Genomic DNA, 16,658 nt, shown 5'->3' on the forward strand with positions numbered 1-16,658 from the left:
TGTTTTTATAAAAGATTTTGTAAGGTAAACTATTGATAAAAAGTATTAATTTGGTAATCGTTGACTTAAATTTACTGGCATTAAAATTAAAAATATTATTTATATTACTTATATTCGTTTATAACATCTACATCTATATACATATTCCTTTATTTTTTGCTTTTTATTATAAAAAATATAATTGTATTAAAATTTGCATTATTTTTATACCATTTATTGTATACCTATTTTTTATCCGATGACTACCTGCTCTAATACGCCCACTTCTCCAAGTGGGCGTAAAGAGCAGCTACGTCCCTGGATAACGATTTTCCCTAAAGGATAACGCCTTCTAAGTGCTGAAGCACTAAGAATCCTGTTAATAAGCATCAGGTGGAGTCAAAACTCCATCTGATACCAAGAACTCTGTTTATGTTTTTGTCCTAATACCTTTTGAAAATAGTATAATATTAGTAAATCAACTTTTGCAGTTTAAAAAAATTACGATGTAATTTTCTTAAAGAATAAAGTCCAAAGTTCAAATATTAAATAAGGATAATTTTCTTCCTAACGTCAGAAAATATTAAAATTATGGATTTCCTGAGATACGATGGAAATCATCTTTATTTGTTCTTTGCTATTTGAACTTTATTATTTTCAAAAGCTTTGCTTCGTAATTTTTTATATTAAGTCCAAATTTTATATGTTCGAAAGTTGAATTAGTTAAAGGAGGATACTATGAACTTAAATGGAAAACGAATTATAATTACAGGTGCTTCTTCTGGGATTGGAGGAGAACTACTAAAAATGCTAGAAAAATATGATACTACAATTATTGCAGTGGGACGAAATATAGAAAATATATCTGATATAAATAATAAAATAACTCCCTACAAATGTGATGTATCTCAGAAAGAAAATATAGATAAATTATTTGACTTTGCTATAAAAAAGATGGGAGGAATAGATCTATTCATTGCAAATGCAGGTTTTGCCTATTGTGAAGAACTAAACAAAGCTGATTGGGATCATATAGAAAATATTTTTAAAACAAACGTAATTTCACCAATATACTCCTTTGAAAAAATGAAAGAGCTAAATAAGGGAAGGCATTATACTGTAGTAATAACCTGTTCTGCAGTAAGCCATGTGCCCCTTCCCGGTTATGCCCTTTATTGTTCAACAAAAGCAGCTATAGACCACTTTGCTCACACATACCGTTTTGAAAAAAATGACAGAGGGAAACTCACTCTTGTTTATCCAGTAGCAACTGCATCAAATTTTTTTAAGAATGCAGGTGAAAAAGCACCCATTCCATTCCCTATTCATCCACCTAAATGGGTAGCCTTCTGTATGCTCATAGGTATAAAGTTTAACTTTCATTCCGTTTACCCTTCACCTTTATATGCCCTTAGTTATTACACTATAAATCGTGTTTTTCCATTCATTTATGGTATATATGATATTATAAACGCACTAGTATTTAAAATATGGGCAAAAAAGCATAGAACTCATAGTTAGCGCAGCATACCAAACAGCACCTCAGGTATATTATCAAGAGATACTTGTTTTTCTACAGCTCCTATTTCGTAGGCAACTTTTGGCATACCATATACTACAGATGATTTCTCATCTTGTCCAATAGTTTGAGCTCCTTTTCTCCTCATATAACGAAGTCCCTTAGCCCCATCATAGCCCATACCAGTAAGTATAATACCAATTGCATTTTTAGAGGCTTCCTTTGCTACCGATTCAAAAAGTACATCAACAGAAGGGCAATGTCCATTGACTTTTTCACCACGAAATAGTTGAATCTTATACTTATTTCCAATCCTTTTAATGGTCATATGTTTATCACCAGGGGCAATTAATACCTTTCCCGTTTCAACATACTCCCCACCTTGTGCCTCTCTTACTTGTAATTTTGTTTGACTATTAAGTCTTTCTGCAAACATTCTTGAAAAGACAGGTGGTATATGCTGTACAATTAAAATACCAGGCATGTTTTCAGGAAATGTTTTAAGTATATTGTATACAGCTTCAGTACCTCCTGTAGATGATCCTATTGCAATTATCTTATTTGTGTTAATTTGCTGACTTATATTAAATGAAACTGATTTCTTTTTTTTGCCAGATACTACATTTACACCATAGCACGTATTGATCTTTTCTATCAAAGTGCCTATAAAATCTTTTACACTATTTGTAGATTGTACATCTGGCTTTGAAACAAAATCTACAGCACCTGCTTCCATTGCATCTACTAATGATTTATTTATAGAACTTACAACTATTATAGGAAGTGGATACTGTGGAAGCAATCTTTTTATAAACTCAATGCCATTCATCTTTGGCATCTGCACATCACATATCATCACATCAGGATGAAATTCAAGTATTTTATCCCTGGCATCAAAAGGATCAACTGCTTTAGCTACTACTTCTATATATGGTTCAGAAGAAATGCCCATGGATATAACTTCTCTAAACACTAAACTGTCATCGACAATTAGAACCCTTATTTTTTTTGCCTCCATTTTGTCTTTTCCTTTCTGTAAATAGAATGATTTAAAATGACCAATAGGCATGCAGCTAACTGCCTATTGGAACTATTTAATATTCTTCGTCACCTAAATCAATTTTTCCATGATATTTCTTTTTTGACTTCATATCTTTTAACATGTTAAGCACTTCTGGATTTATATTTTCCATTTTATCATAACTAGAATTTGCTCTTCTTATTTTAAATTTTTTAACCTGTTCTAGCATAATATCTGCCTGACTTGAAAGTTCTTCACTTGCTGATGCACTTTCTTCAGCTGTAGCAGAATTTTCTTGAATCACCTGGGATACCTCCATTATTCCGCTATTAATCTGTTCTGCACCAGTCGCCTGTTCATTAGAAGCTTCTGCTATGCTTTCCACAAAATCTGCTACTTTTGTAACTCCTTCTACAATTTCACCAAGAGCTTCAGCCGTTTCATTTGCAATTTTAGTACCTGTATCCACTTTTTTAATGGAATCTTCTATTAATGCAGTAGTTTCTTTTGCAGCATCCCGTGATTTTGCAGCTAAATTTCTTACTTCTTCAGCAACTACTGCAAATCCTTTACCATATTTACCTGCCCTTGCAGCCTCAACCGCAGCATTTAAAGCTAAAATGTTTGTTTGAAAAGCAATATCATCTATAGCCTTTATAACTTTAGATATATTGCCTGAAGCTGCATTTATATCATCCATACTTTTAAGCATTTCCTTCATATGTGAATTTCCCTTAACTGCATTAACTTTCACGTGTTCAGTAAGCTTATTTGCCTTGCCTGCATTATCTGCATTGAGTTTTATTTGTGAAGAAATCTCTTCCACAGAAGCTGTCAGTTCCTCCACAGAACTTGCTTGTTCCGTAGAACCTTCTGAAAGAGCTATACCTGAATCTGATACTTGTTTAGCCCCAGCAGCTACCTGGTTTGCTGCAGCTTCAATATTGGTTATAACTTCATTTAAACTATCTGACATCTTTTTAAATGACTTTGAAAGTATTCCCACTTCATCTTTTCCACTAGTATTTATATGTACATTTAAATCCCCACTTGCAATTTTATTTGCAGATACCATGAGTTCTTTAATAGGCCTTATTATAGATAATGAAATAATTGTTCCTAGTAATGCAGCAGCGGCCATTCCTATAATTATAAAAATTATAATTAATTTTCAACTTGCACTTGCCGTTTTATCATTACTCTCTGAAAAACTTTTGGCACTACTTTCCTCTAAATTTATAATCACTTTTAAGCTATTTGCCACATCATTCTGTGCCGCAGCAAGCTTACTATTAAGTAAATTTATTTCGCTTTTGTTATTTCCGTTTTTTGACTTTTCCATGATTTCATTAGCTATTTCCATATACTTTGCTTTAGAGGATTTAAGATTATCAACTGCCTCTTTCCCAGAATCAGTCAAAGTTGACTTTGAAAATTCATCTAATTGTCTATCAAAATTAGAGCTAAAAGAATTTACCTTATTTATAGATTGATTTATATCCGATTGGTTATCTTCTAAGATTACATCCTTTAAATTTGATCTTATATCCCCAGAAGATAGAGTAATTTCAGTCAACTTTCCTAGTGGAACTGTCCTATTTTCATACAATTGAGTGTCCAAATTATCTATCTTATTTATACTTGTTAATCCAAATATTCCAATTATACATGCAATAACTGTAATTAAAGTAAAACCTATAAATAATCTTATACTTATTTTTAAATTATTAAATAATTTCACATCTATCCACTCCTTTGATATTAAATATTACTTAAACTGTCTGCGTCCTCATGATTTAGCAACATGTCACAATCTAAAAGTAATTTTACATTATCTTCAACCTTTCCTATACCTTTTATAAACTTATTTTTGATTTTGCTGATCTCTGGAGGTTCTACAATTTGACAGTCAGGTATATCTATTACCTCAGAGACACCGTCTACAATAAGTCCTACACAAATATCTTCAATCTGAATTACAATAATACATGTTCTGTCGTTATATTCAAGTGGTTCCTTTTTAAATCTTAACCTAACATCCATTACAGGTATTATTTTGCCTCTTAAATTTATAATTCCCTTTATGTATTCAGGAAGCTCAGGTATTTCGCTTATGGGCTGGATTCCTATTATTTCAATAACGTATTTAATTTCTATACCATAAAATTCATTCTCAAGAGTAAAGGTAAGATATTTATTCTTTTGCGTATCTTCTTCTTCAATTAAATCATCTACTACAACTTCCGACATATTTACATTCTCCTTTCACTATGAGTTTTTATTCGCCAAGCATATTTACAAGTTCACCTACGTCAAGTATTAAACTAATACTCCCATCTCCAAGGAGGGTACACCCTTCAATTCCATCTATATTTCTTATTTTTTTTATATAATTAGGTAAACACTTTACTACAACCTGCTGCTGTCCAATTAATTCATCTGCAAATATACATAGTCCCCTATTGTCTTTTTCTACCATAACAATTACTCCATCTTTTAAATTTTTAACATTAGTAGTTATATTGTATAATTTGTGTATACGCACGATAGGATAGCACTCACCTCTTACCATTATCATTTCATCATCATTCATATTAGAAATTACATTATTTTTTTCCACACTAAAAAGTTCTTTTATAGACGTAATAGGAATAGTATAATATGAATTTCCTACCTTTATATTCATACCATCTATAATTGCAAGGGTTCGAGGTATTTTCATAGTTGTAATAGATCCACTATTCTCCAAACTATCTATTGAAACTGATCCACCTACATTTTGAATGTTTTTAACTACCACATCCATGCCAACCCCTCTGCCGCTAAATTCTGTAACATTTTCGTTAGTGGAAAACCCTGGAATAAAGATTAAATTATAAATTTCTTGGTCGCTCATTTCCTCTGGATTTTTCTTAAGTATCCCATTTGAAATGGCTTTTTCCAATATGCTTTTTTTATCTAATCCACTACCATCGTCTTTTACAGTTATAACAATGTCATTTCCTTCATTTTTCGCTTCTAATGTAACGGTTCCATTTTCACTTTTTCCAAGACATTTTCTATCTTCTACCGATTCTATTCCGTGATCAATAGAATTACGTACTAAATGCATAAGGGGATCTGATATATGTTCAATTATATTTTTATCTACTTCAGTATCCTCTCCAATTAATTTTAAGTGAACTTGTTTTTTTAATTTTTTACTCATATCCCGCACTATACGATTCATTTTGTGAAATACTATAGATATAGGCACCATCCTTACAGACATTATCACATCCTGAAGCTCACTTGTAATTTTATGAAGCTGCCTTGAGGATTTTTCAAAATTACTCAGTTTCATTCCTCTCAAATCAGGATTTTGGGTAACCATAGCTTCAGCAATAACCATTTCCTCTACTAAATACATCAATTTATCTAGTTTGTCCACTTTTACATTTATAAAATCTTGTATAATTGATTTATCCTTTGTATTTTCACCGCATACGTTTTTGCTCTGATTGAGTTCAGTAGATTGCTGAAGCTGTTCAGTATCTTCCAGTTTTTTAAGTTTAAAGGTTTTTAAGAAAACTGTATGGTTTAAAATTTCAGAAAGCTCATCATAAGATTTATGAGATTTTATAAATATTTTGAAACCGATTTCATGTATTGTTTTACAGGTATCATCATTTTCCATTATATCCTTAGGTATATAGTTAATCTCTTCTGAAAACTCTCTCAAAGTTTCCACTACAGTATAAGCCCTTAAATTTTCCATCTCACAGTCATCTTCAAAAAATACAACTGCCTCATACACATTAATGGCTAATTTGGCTTCACTTACATTTTCCTTATTAACGTCCTCCTGAGAGTTCCTATCTTTTAATTTTATAAGGAAATTTCTATTATTATCTATTATAGAATCACAGCTGCCATCAACTTTGTCTCCATTCTTTATTTTTTCAAGTTCCACTTTTATAAAATCCACACATTTTAAAATCAAGTCTGATAAACTTTCGTAATCTACATCTTTAGGTTTCTCTTCTCTGAGAAAATAAAACAAATCTTCTATAGAGTGAGCCAACTTTGAAATATATTCATAGGACATCATAGCTGAAGATCCTTTAATTGTATGCATAATGCGAAATATCTCATTGATAGTTTCTTCCGAATAGCAATTTCCACTTTCATTTTCTAATATCAATGTTTCAAGTTGATCAATAAGCTGGGATGTTTCAAATATATAGGATTCAAGTATGACATCATCTGAGCTTTTATCTGACACAATCTACCACCCCCAGTTTTAATATTTAGACTGATAATACTTTATTAAGTGCTTTAACCAATTGATCTTCCTTAAATGGTTTAACAATAAATGACCTAGCACCACTAACTATTGCCCTTTTAACCATAGCTTCTTGTCCCATTGCAGTTATCATAACAACCTTAGCTTTATTATCATATTCTCGGATTTTTTTAAGTGCCTCAATTCCATCCATATCAGGCATTGTAATATCCATTGTTACAATATCAGGATTATATTGCTTATATTTAAAAATTGCCGAACCTCCATTTTCAGCTTCTCCAACAACCTCAAATCCATTTTTAGCAAGCATAGTTTTTAGAGATATTCTCATAAAAGATGCATCATCAACAATAAGTACTTTTGACATAAATTTGTCCCCCTTATAATTAAATTTTAAAATCAATTTAATTATTAACTATATTTTTCTATATTATCTCCATTTGTTTATAAATTCTACATCTATGTCTATTTTCCTTTTATTTTTTGTTTTTTTATTATAGAAAATATAAATATATTAAAATTTGGACTATTATTATACAATTCATCGTATATAACAATGCGGGAAGTTACATTCCTAAATAGAAATGCATAAAAAATTAGCAAGTTATGTAATAAACACTACTTGCTAATTTAGTAAATAATTTGGTTGTTTACTTGAAAGTGCCTTAAGCCATAATAATTACTGAAGAAGCTTTAACAAGTGCTGTAACTTCAGAACCAACTTTAATTCCTAAATTTTTAATAGATTCCATTGTAATAATTGAGCATATAGTTGTTCCATTTCCTAAGTCTACTATAACCTCACCATTTACAGCTCCTTCTTTAATTTCAGAAACTTTTCCTTTTAATTGATTTCTTGCACTGATTTTCATATTAAATTACCTTCCCTTAATTTATTTTGTAGTGTTTTTACTTTAAATAAAATAAAAACCACAAGATAGTTGTAGTTTCCCCCTATCTTGTGGTTTTTATTCAATTAAAAAGAAATTGTCTTTGTCTATATATATATTCCAGGGCTGGCTAATTTTTTTCAGTGCAGTCCAATTTTCCTTTGGAATTTCCCACAGTAAACTTTTAGTCTTAGTATATGTTTTCTCCTCTACACTGTCCAAATAAATTGAAACAGTAAAAGGACTTTCATTTACATGGTTTACACAGCATTTAAATATGTTTTCATTTTTATTATCATCTGCTAATTCAACGTAATGTGCTCTAATTCCTACATAAGATACCTTACCTTCAATTTTATTCTTAACTTTAAGAGTACATCCCCAATCTACAGCTTCTATAGTATGTTCATCTATTACCTCAACCTTAGATATGTTTTTACATCCTGTAAGCTGTGCTGCTGAAACAGTGGGAGGATTTTTAAATATATAGTCTCTATCTCCAAAAGCTTCTACTTTACCTTTATTAATTACCGCTATATTTTTGCAAATACGATATATCTCATCTCTATTATGAGACACAAATACCGTATGTCCATTATAACTTGATAATATATGTATAAGTTGTTCTTCCATTTTACTTCTCAGATGAGTATCTAATGCAGAGAAAGGTTCATCTAATAGAAGTATTTCAGGCTCTATTGCAAGAGCCCTGGCAATAGCAACCCTCTGCTGCTGTCCTCCTGAAAGCTGACTTGGGAATCTTCTCTCCAATTCTTTAAGGTTCATCATATTTATTTTTTCAGAAATTATCTTATTTTTCTTGTCTTTATCCATGTTTTGCAATCCAAACCCTATATTTTGCTCTACAGTCATGTTTGGAAATAGGGCATAATTTTGAAATAAAAAACCCACTTTTCGTTTTCTACTTGGAATATTTATTTTTTTATCAGAATCATATAGTACTTTTTCATTTAATACTATTTTTCCCCTATCAGGCGTATCTAACCCAGCAATAAACTTAAGTGTCATACTTTTACCAGATCCCGAAGCCCCTAAAAGTCCTATTATATTTTTTTCATTGTTAAACTTTACTTTTAAAGTAAACCCTGGTAACTTCTTTTCAATATCTACATACAGTCCCATTTTTAACTTCTCCTAACACCGTATATATTTTTCTGTTGATAGTCATTCCAATAATTCATAAGCAAAATTACTATAGTTGAAATTGCAACTATTAACAGCACCCACATAAAAGCTTTATCCATCTCTCCATTTTCAGCTGCAAAATAAATAGCTATAGGAATAGTTTCAGTTTTGTTAGGTATATTACCTGCTATCATTAAAGTAGCTCCAAATTCTCCAAGAGCCCTTGCAAAGGAAAGAACTGTAGCGGCCCCTATACCGGGCCAGGCAAGAGGAAGTACAACTTTCCAAAAAACTTTCCATTCAGAAACACCTAATGTTCTTGCTGCACTTACAATATTCCTATCTATCTGCTCAAAAGCTGCCTTTGTAGTTTTATACATAAGAGGAAAAGCTATAACAGCTGCTGCTATTACCGTAGCAGGCCAAGAAAAAATTATATTGATTCCAATCTTAGAAAGTAACTTACCTATAGGACTATTTATTCCAAATATAAGGAGTAGAAAGAATCCTGCCACCGTAGGTGGCAGAACAAGTGGGAGGGTAAGTATAGTATCCAAAATATTTCTTAACTTTCCATTATAACTTACCATTAAATAAGCTACTGCAATTCCTATAAAAAAAGTTATAAATGTAGCTGTAAATGTAGTTTTTAATGAAATCCATACAGGTGAAACATCAAAATTCATAAACTTATCCTCTCTATTTATAATGAATTATTTTCCAAGTTTAAATCCATACTTTTGAAATACGGCTTTAGCTTTATCACTTGATAAAAATTTAAGAAAATCTTTAGCTTGAGTAGGATTTTTACTAGCTTTAATTACAGCTGCTGGATATACTACAGCCTTATGAGAGCTTTCTGGCGCCGTAGCTACAATATTTACTTTCTTTGATACTAATGCATCTGTCTTATAAACAATACCAGCATCTACATTTCCTGTTTCAACCCAGGTCAAAACTTCTTTTACATCTTTACCATAAATAGCCTTTGGTTGAACCTTATCCATTATTTTTAAATTTGTAAGTATTTCCTGGGAATATTGTCCTACTGGTACACTTTTTACTTCTCCAAGAGCTACTTTTTTAACTTTATCACTTGCTAAATCGTTAAAACTCTTAACGTTAGAAGATGAATTTTTAGGTACTATAAGTACTACATCATTTTTCAAAAGATTAGCTATAGTATCATTTACTAGTAAATTTTTATCTTTTAATGCATTCATCTGTTTTGTTGCTGCAGAAATAAATATGTCTGCCGGTGCCCCTTGTTCAATTTGCTGTTGAAGAGTTCCTGATGCTCCAAAATTATATGTAATGGTAACATTAGGATGATCTTTTGCATATAACTGTTTGATTTCATTCATAGAATCCTTTAAACTTGCAGCAGCAGATACAGTTAAAGTCACTGCTTTCTCTTGTTTTGCAGATGAATCTGATTTTTTCTCACTTGAACTCTGACTACCGCCGCAGCCTGCTGCCATGGTTGTGACAATTAAAACGAGAATAAGTACTAAACTTTTTTTTAGTTTTTTCATTAAAATACCCCCAGTGTTTAAGACTTATATTATTTTTCAGTTAATCATAACATAACATTATATAGGGTTATGTAAAACAACATTTTATTTCATAATATAGTGTTTTATTATGATATATTTATTATATCATCTACTTAAGCAATTATTCAACCCGTTTGTAAACATTATCATAAAAGTATTATAATAATACTTAACATAAAAGCATTAATTCATACAAAAAGCATTCAATTGTAAATTGAATGCTCACTATTATAATTATATAACCAACTTTTCAGAGGACAATTGACAGAGTACAAAGGACAATGAAGGTAAGTTTTCCTCCTTACGTCAGAAAACTAATTTATTTTTAAGCTTGTTTTACTAAAGGAAAACATCACTTAAGTAGGTATCTAAAATCTATGATTTTCAGATAATTACTTACTAAAAGAGTACCCATGAAAAGTAAAAGAAACTTATGTTCTTTTAATATTGAAGATTTTTCGTAGCATAGCGGAGAAAAATCATCCTTCACTGTCCTCTGGCAATTGTCCTCTGTCCTCTCAAAAACTTTGCTTCGCAAAGTTTTTATATTTATTCTACTTCCCATATACCTTCAGTTAAAAATTTGTTTGCCTTATCCTGCGCCTTTTTTACAATAGTATCATTATATCCTAAAATACCTAAAAGTTTTATTGCATTTTGAGTGGTAGACCTTCCTTCATGGATTGTATAATCAAACTTTATTTCATTGTTTTCAATACTTTCTTGAAAATGATAATTCTCAAAATATTTTTCAAGTATATGAGTAAGCTCCACATCATGGGTAGCTGCAATGCATATACAATTATTTAAAGTTAAATATTTCAGCACTTGAGAAGAAGCTGAAATTCTCTCTACAGTATTAGTTCCCCTTAAAATTTCATCTACAAAACATATAGTAAGCATATCCTCATTTAAATTATCTATAATTCTCTTTAAAGATTTAGTTTCTACTATATAATAGCTTTCATTGCTAAATATATCGTCTTTCAAAGCCATAGATGTATATATTTTGAAATAACTGCATTTAAATTTTGAAGCAAGACATGTATATATTGTCTCAGCTAAAATAATATTTATAGCTACAGTTTTTAAAAAAGTTGATTTACCCGATGCATTGGACCCTGTAATTAAAATGGAATCCGAAATCTCTATGGAGTTCGGCACAGATTTTTTCATAAGGGGATGCCTTATATCTTTAAACACATTCACATTTTCCTGCTTTCTTCTGCATTTCGTAAGCTCTGGAGTAACATAATTTTTTATTCTTCTCCTGTAAGCTGCAATAGACATACAGCTGTCTATTACTCCAATTACTTCAAATATTACTTTAAACTCACTGTTTCTTTCCATAAGGGCATTTGACATCTTTTCATAATTAATTAAATCCGTGAGTAAAAACATACTAGTATACTCAGCTATTATCCCTACATCCGTACCATTATTTCTTGAAGCAAAAGAAAGTCTTTTTATAGATCTTAGCTCTTTAAGAGCCCCCTTTAATTTTTCATTGTAATCTTTAAACTCTTTTACATCTTGTTTCAAAATATCTCCAGCATATTTTACTATTTTAAGTATGTACATAAAGGACTCAAATTTATGCTTTATCTTATTTTTTTCTTTGTAATATACAAATATATTGTAGGAAAAGGACAATATGATGGCAGTCAGCCCAATATATGGATTTAAAAATATTAATCCTACACCTGCAAAGGGGATCAAAGACAAAATTCTATAGTAAAGCAGTAATGATTTTCTCTTATTGCCCTTATTGTAAAAGTAATCAGTTATAAAACAAGCCCTATTTTTGCCTAGTTTGGCAAGTATATATTGTATACTTTTTCTCTCTTTATCATTATTCTGAAAAAATTTTATCAATTCATCTCTATGTTTAAGTTTCTCCTCATCATATATGGGTTCTCTTAACATATTATATAAGTACTGTTCTCCAGGACTACTTTCTGTATTGTTTATTTTTTTAAAAATACTGTCCATATCAAGATCTTTCCAGGTAATTTCATCAATAAAAACTGTTTCTTTTTCCGCTTCTTTTCTATTACTAAAGTATTCAGCTGTACTCTTTAGGTCATCTTCCGTATATTTTTCTTCATCCTCTGCACCCCAAGCATTTTCTATTCTTCTCCTAATTTCATTATTTGACTTAATGTTTGAAAATATTGATATTAATATACTTACTAATATAATAGCAGCTATGTATCCGAGTACAACCCACATATTTATTCCTCCTTTTATTTTATCAACGAATAATTAAAAATTATACTACAAATAAAAAAATATACAAATCTATTGAAATATAGTGATTCTAATTGAAATTTTAGCTTATACATAAAATATACTAACAAAATTGAAATCACACTTAAAAACTTTTTTTATAAGTCTTAGTGAGGTATTTTAGAAAATCTTAGAAGCTTATATATGTCTGAGGTACGAGTTTATATAAGTTTCTTTAGATTTTCAAAATACCGAACTTCAGACTTATTAAAAGTTTTTCGTGTGATAAAATTTGTTAGTATATGGCTGGTATAAGTAAACTTTCTACTTAGAAGCCCTACAAATTTATATGTTTTTTACTTTTGCTTAAGTTCTAAGTGTAGCTCTAATTCTATCATTGTTTAACAATAAATCTACAGCATCTAAAATATTTGTAACTGCTATATCAGATTCTATCAAAGATTTAGTAAAACATCCTTCTCTCCCAATAACACAAATAGATATAATACTACTTTTAAACATTTCCAGATCATTTCTTCCATTGCCAACAGATGCGGTAACATCACATCCCAGTTTTTCAACCATATACTTTTTATCTTTAGATGAATCTTCTTTATTAAATACTTTAACTTTAACTGGAAGACCCTGGCACTGATTTTTTACAGTTCCGTAAGTATCTGCTGTAATCACATAAATATTAACGTCTTTGCCTGCCAACTCCTTTAATTTATCCCCTACAGAGTCAATTAAAATCCCGTCTTGTCCAAGAGTACCATTAAAATCAAAAATAACATTTTTTATTGTAATACTACTGCTCCCAGGTATATCAAACATTATCATTTTTAATTATCCCCTTTATCAATGAATCTTACTTAGTGGGAAAAGCAGATATCCCAAATCTTTGATTTGGTGATAGTCGCTTTCTCTTTAGAGTTTTGTTTCTCCCACTAAGTTTAGATGAATTATCTAGGGGCGTAGCTACTGTTATCTCCCACTTTGATAGAAAAGCAGATATTCCAAATCTTTGATTTGGTATAGTCGCTTTCGCTGTGTGCGTGGGAGTGTTACAGTAGGTAGCCATCAGATAACATTTTACAAATTACTTAATTTTACTGTAAACTATTCAAACATAACTTGTCAATGTTAACTTTACCATCATATTCCCAAAGATAAAAATCTTAAGTTTCTAGTATTTATTGACAAATTCCTTTTCAGCTAGTAATATTATATATGCAAATGCAATTTGTTTGCATTTGCATATATAATATTTTAGGAGGAAGTTTATGCTTAAAAGAAATACGCCAATTAAGTTTACAATACTAGCCCTTATTTTTACCTGCATTATTTTCATTTTGGGAGGTTGTGCTGCGGGAACAGCTTCAAATAATACTAAAGAATCCAAATCCAAAATAAAAGTAGTTGTATCCTTTAACGCAATGAGAGAATTTACTTCAGCTATTGGAAAGAATAAAATTGATATTATTACAATGATACCTACTGGCACAGAGCCTCACGATTTTGAACCAACTGCAAAAGATTTCAAAAACTTGAGTGATGCTAATGTGTTTATATATAATGGATTGGGTATGGAATCCTGGAAAGACAAGGTTTTAAAATCTATAAATAATAAAGATTTGATTGCAGTAGATACTTCAAAAGGTTCAGTTCCAATTAAAAATACTGATAGTGATGAAACAAAAGAGCATGGGCAATATGACCCTCATATGTGGCTAAGTCTAAAAAATGCCAAGAATCAATCTAAAAACATAAAAGATGCCTTAATCAAAGCAGATCCATCAAACAAAAAATTTTACGAAAAAAATTACAATGATTTTTCAAAACAACTTGATGATTTATACAACGAATATAACAAAAAATTTCAGACAGTTTCAAATAAAAGTTTTGTAACAGGCCATGCTGCTTTTGCATATCTCTGTAGAGATTTTGGTTTAAAACAAAATAGTGTAGAAGATGTATTTGCAGAAGGAGAACCCTCACCTAAAAAATTAGAGGGACTTGTAAACTACTGCAAGCAAAATAGAATAAAAACTATCTTTGTGGAAGACATGGTAAGCCCTAAAGTATCAAATACCCTTGCAAAGGAAGTTGGAGCAAAAGTAGAAAAAATATATACAATAGAGGGAAATGAAGATAATAAAAATTACATACAAAGTATGAAATATAATTTGCAAATGATTTATAACAGCTTAAAATAAATTCTTCAACAATTTGTTTGACATGACTTTTTCAATATAATATAATTTAATAAATTGCATAAAATAATCATGTAACTGGCGGAAATGGAGTTTACCATAGGGAGCATGATTAAAAAAGATATCGACCGCCTGGGTAAATTATATAATTTGCCCAGGTTTTTTATGCTTAAATTTAAAATGGAGGTATTTTATAAATGGAAATGAATGAATTTGTACTTAAATATGGGTGTAACCCACATCAAAAACCTGCAAGAGTTTATATGAAAGAAGGTACTCTTCCATTTAAGATCTTAAACGGAAGACCCGGATATATCAATCTTATGGACGCTTTTAATTCCTGGCAACTTGTAAAGGAACTTAGAAATGCCACAGGACTTTGTAGTGCTGCTTCTTTTAAGCATGTAAGTCCTGCAGGTGCTGCAGTTGCAGTGCCTCTAAATGATGTATTAAAAAAGGCATATGCAGTTTCAGATATGAAACTCTCCCCTGCAGCTGTTGCCTATTCAAGAGCAAGAGGAGCAGACAGGATGTCCTCCTACGGAGATTTTGCAGCTATAAGTGATGAAGTTGACTTATCTGCTGCTAAAATACTTAAAGCATCGGTTTCAGATGGAATAATTGCCCCATCCTATAGCAAGGAAGCACTAGAGCTTCTAAAGACAAAGAAAAAAGGAAACTACTGTATAATTCAAATTGATCCAAATTATGAACCAGAAGAAATGGAAAAAAGAGAGATATTTGGAGTAACTTTTGAACAAAAAAGGGATGATGCAGTTATAACAGATGATCTTTTAAAAAACATAGTAACAGATAATAGTAATATGCCAGAAAACGCTAAAAGAGATCTTCTAATTTCAATGGTCACCCTAAAATACACACAATCTAACTCAGTTTGTTTTGCAGTAGACGGTCAGGTAATTGGAGTTGGAGCAGGCCAACAGTCAAGAGTTCACTGTACAAGACTTGCTGCATCAAAGGCAGATATATGGTTTTTAAGACAACATCCGACGGTACTATCCCTTCCTTTTAAAGAAGGACTTAAAAGACCTGAAATGGATAATGTAATAGACCAGTATCTCCGTGATGACGTAACTCCTGAAGAAACTATGGGATGGAAAGATGTATTTACTGAAATTCCTAAAAGATTTACTTTAGATGAAAAAACGGATTGGCTTTCAAAACTTCAAGGTGTATCTTTAGGATCTGACGCATTTTTCCCATTTAGAGATAATATAGATAGAGCTTCTAAAAGCGGTGTGAAGTACATTGTTCAGCCAGGTGGTTCTATAAGAGATGACATTGTAATAAAAGCTTGTAACGATTATAATATGGTAATGGCATTTTCAAATTTAAGATTATTTCATCATTAATTATAGATTATCTAAGTAGTTACATTTAAAGTTTAAGTAATGATCTAAAAAAACTGCTGTTGCACACCATTGCAACAGCAGTATTAAAGGGATTAGATATGTTTAAGTTAACACCAATATATAAAAAGGGACTTCTTTTGGAAGTCCCTAATTAACACATTATGTAGCTATATCAATTTTGTAAAAACATAGCTTAAAAATTACCAATGCATTAATCTTTCCCTCCGAAAGATTATTTCAAAAGTATAGGCAGGTCTCCTGACTATAGGATCATCCTCTTTAATTCCTTCCCAGAATACTCCAGTGGAAATTTAAAATCGTCACCCAATACAGTAGCGGGGGCTGTAATGGAATTTCACCATTTTCCCTTTTAATTACCTACGTAAACCACATACTTTACTATTTGATTATGTTTACATTATATACTTATGTCATTCATTTGTCAAG

Annotated in this window: 15 protein-coding genes and 2 riboswitches; of the genes, 3 read left to right on the plus strand and 12 right to left on the minus strand. The window is 30.8% G+C overall.

Annotation, left to right across the window (positions count from 1 at the left end):
* Positions 1–717: 717 nt before the first annotated feature.
* Positions 718–1,500, plus strand: coding sequence for an SDR family oxidoreductase (locus B5S50_RS00990; RefSeq protein ID WP_217302860.1), 783 nt, complete (start codon positions 718–720; stop codon positions 1,498–1,500).
* On the opposite strand, the gene B5S50_RS00995 is transcribed toward B5S50_RS00990, so the two are convergent.
* From B5S50_RS00995 to B5S50_RS01045, 12 genes are all read right to left on the minus strand, one after another.
* The gene (locus B5S50_RS00995) at positions 1,497–2,516 is read right to left on the minus strand and encodes a chemotaxis response regulator protein-glutamate methylesterase (RefSeq protein WP_065079308.1); all 1,020 of its coding nucleotides are present in this window, start codon (positions 2,514–2,516) and stop codon (positions 1,497–1,499) included. The genes B5S50_RS00990 and B5S50_RS00995 overlap by 4 nt on opposite strands.
* Before the next feature lie 76 nt (positions 2,517–2,592).
* A complete protein-coding gene (locus B5S50_RS21380) occupies positions 2,593–3,660 on the minus strand; it encodes a methyl-accepting chemotaxis protein (RefSeq protein ID WP_254306658.1) in 1,068 nt (355 codons plus the stop codon).
* Positions 3,661–3,690: 30 nt separating this feature from the next.
* On the minus strand, positions 3,691–4,260 hold the full coding sequence (locus B5S50_RS21385; RefSeq protein WP_254306659.1) for an MCP four helix bundle domain-containing protein: 570 nt from the start codon (positions 4,258–4,260) through the stop codon (positions 3,691–3,693).
* Between the two features lie 20 nt (positions 4,261–4,280).
* On the minus strand, positions 4,281–4,769 hold the full coding sequence (locus B5S50_RS01005) for a chemotaxis protein CheW (RefSeq protein WP_065079262.1): 489 nt from the start codon (positions 4,767–4,769) through the stop codon (positions 4,281–4,283).
* Between the two features lie 28 nt (positions 4,770–4,797).
* Positions 4,798–6,783, minus strand: coding sequence for a chemotaxis protein CheA (locus B5S50_RS01010; protein WP_217302861.1), 1,986 nt, complete (start codon positions 6,781–6,783; stop codon positions 4,798–4,800).
* Positions 6,784–6,808: 25 nt separating this feature from the next.
* The gene (locus B5S50_RS01015) at positions 6,809–7,171 is read right to left on the minus strand and encodes a response regulator (protein WP_065079264.1); all 363 of its coding nucleotides are present in this window, start codon (positions 7,169–7,171) and stop codon (positions 6,809–6,811) included.
* Between the two features lie 298 nt (positions 7,172–7,469).
* Positions 7,470–7,676 carry a molybdopterin-binding protein gene (locus B5S50_RS01020; protein ID WP_013238864.1) on the minus strand — a complete coding sequence of 69 codons (207 nt, stop codon included), beginning with the start codon at positions 7,674–7,676 and terminating at the stop codon, positions 7,470–7,472.
* Between the two features lie 96 nt (positions 7,677–7,772).
* Positions 7,773–8,837, minus strand: coding sequence for a sulfate/molybdate ABC transporter ATP-binding protein (locus B5S50_RS01025; protein WP_065079265.1), 1,065 nt, complete (start codon positions 8,835–8,837; stop codon positions 7,773–7,775).
* 2 nt (positions 8,838–8,839) lie between these two features.
* Entirely contained in the window at positions 8,840–9,526 is a 687-nt protein-coding gene (gene modB, locus B5S50_RS01030; RefSeq protein WP_065079266.1) for a molybdate ABC transporter permease subunit, read from the minus strand.
* A 27-nt stretch (positions 9,527–9,553) separates the two neighbouring features.
* Positions 9,554–10,375, minus strand: a complete 822-nt coding sequence (gene modA / locus B5S50_RS01035; RefSeq protein ID WP_065079267.1) for a molybdate ABC transporter substrate-binding protein — start codon at positions 10,373–10,375, stop codon at positions 9,554–9,556.
* A gap of 570 nt (positions 10,376–10,945) precedes the next feature.
* On the minus strand, positions 10,946–12,628 hold the full coding sequence (locus B5S50_RS01040; protein WP_217302862.1) for a DNA mismatch repair protein MutS: 1,683 nt from the start codon (positions 12,626–12,628) through the stop codon (positions 10,946–10,948).
* A gap of 363 nt (positions 12,629–12,991) precedes the next feature.
* Positions 12,992–13,465, minus strand: a complete 474-nt coding sequence (locus B5S50_RS01045) for an HAD family hydrolase (RefSeq protein ID WP_065079270.1) — start codon at positions 13,463–13,465, stop codon at positions 12,992–12,994.
* A gap of 443 nt (positions 13,466–13,908) precedes the next feature.
* Here B5S50_RS01045 and B5S50_RS01050 point away from each other — a divergent pair, with 443 nt between their 5' ends.
* Complete coding sequence (locus B5S50_RS01050; RefSeq protein WP_217302863.1) at positions 13,909–14,841, plus strand: metal ABC transporter substrate-binding protein; 933 nt, start codon at positions 13,909–13,911, stop codon at positions 14,839–14,841.
* A 61-nt stretch (positions 14,842–14,902) separates the two neighbouring features.
* A riboswitch (ZMP/ZTP riboswitch) is annotated at positions 14,903–14,983 on the plus strand.
* Positions 14,984–15,035: 52 nt separating this feature from the next.
* Positions 15,036–16,211, plus strand: a complete 1,176-nt coding sequence (locus B5S50_RS01055; protein ID WP_217302864.1) for a phosphoribosylaminoimidazolecarboxamide formyltransferase — start codon at positions 15,036–15,038, stop codon at positions 16,209–16,211.
* A gap of 230 nt (positions 16,212–16,441) precedes the next feature.
* A riboswitch (cobalamin riboswitch) is annotated at positions 16,442–16,618 on the minus strand.
* Positions 16,619–16,658 lie beyond the last annotated feature (40 nt).

It is taken from the genome of Clostridium sp. 001 (assembly GCF_019056555.1).
GTDB lineage: Bacteria > Bacillota > Clostridia > Clostridiales > Clostridiaceae > Clostridium_B > Clostridium_B ragsdalei.

Excerpts from the sequence above, each read along its gene's own strand:
- B5S50_RS01045 (WP_065079270.1), bottom strand. The coding sequence starts at position 13,465 with ATGATAATGTTTGATATACCTGGGAGCAGTAGTATTACAATAAAAAAT.
- B5S50_RS21380 (WP_254306658.1), bottom strand. The coding sequence starts at position 3,660 with ATGGCCGCTGCTGCATTACTAGGAACAATTATTTCATTATCTATAATA.
- B5S50_RS01015 (WP_065079264.1), bottom strand. The coding sequence starts at position 7,171 with ATGTCAAAAGTACTTATTGTTGATGATGCATCTTTTATGAGAATATCT.
- B5S50_RS00990 (WP_217302860.1), top strand. The coding sequence starts at position 718 with ATGAACTTAAATGGAAAACGAATTATAATTACAGGTGCTTCTTCTGGG.
- B5S50_RS01055 (WP_217302864.1), top strand. The coding sequence starts at position 15,036 with ATGGAAATGAATGAATTTGTACTTAAATATGGGTGTAACCCACATCAA.
- modA (WP_065079267.1), bottom strand. The coding sequence starts at position 10,375 with ATGAAAAAACTAAAAAAAAGTTTAGTACTTATTCTCGTTTTAATTGTC.
- B5S50_RS00995 (WP_065079308.1), bottom strand. The coding sequence starts at position 2,516 with ATGGAGGCAAAAAAAATAAGGGTTCTAATTGTCGATGACAGTTTAGTG.
- B5S50_RS01025 (WP_065079265.1), bottom strand. The coding sequence starts at position 8,837 with ATGGGACTGTATGTAGATATTGAAAAGAAGTTACCAGGGTTTACTTTA.
- B5S50_RS01050 (WP_217302863.1), top strand. The coding sequence starts at position 13,909 with ATGCTTAAAAGAAATACGCCAATTAAGTTTACAATACTAGCCCTTATT.
- modB (WP_065079266.1), bottom strand. The coding sequence starts at position 9,526 with ATGAATTTTGATGTTTCACCTGTATGGATTTCATTAAAAACTACATTT.
- B5S50_RS01040 (WP_217302862.1), bottom strand. The coding sequence starts at position 12,628 with ATGTGGGTTGTACTCGGATACATAGCTGCTATTATATTAGTAAGTATA.
- B5S50_RS01020 (WP_013238864.1), bottom strand. The coding sequence starts at position 7,676 with ATGAAAATCAGTGCAAGAAATCAATTAAAAGGAAAAGTTTCTGAAATT.
- B5S50_RS01005 (WP_065079262.1), bottom strand. The coding sequence starts at position 4,769 with ATGTCGGAAGTTGTAGTAGATGATTTAATTGAAGAAGAAGATACGCAA.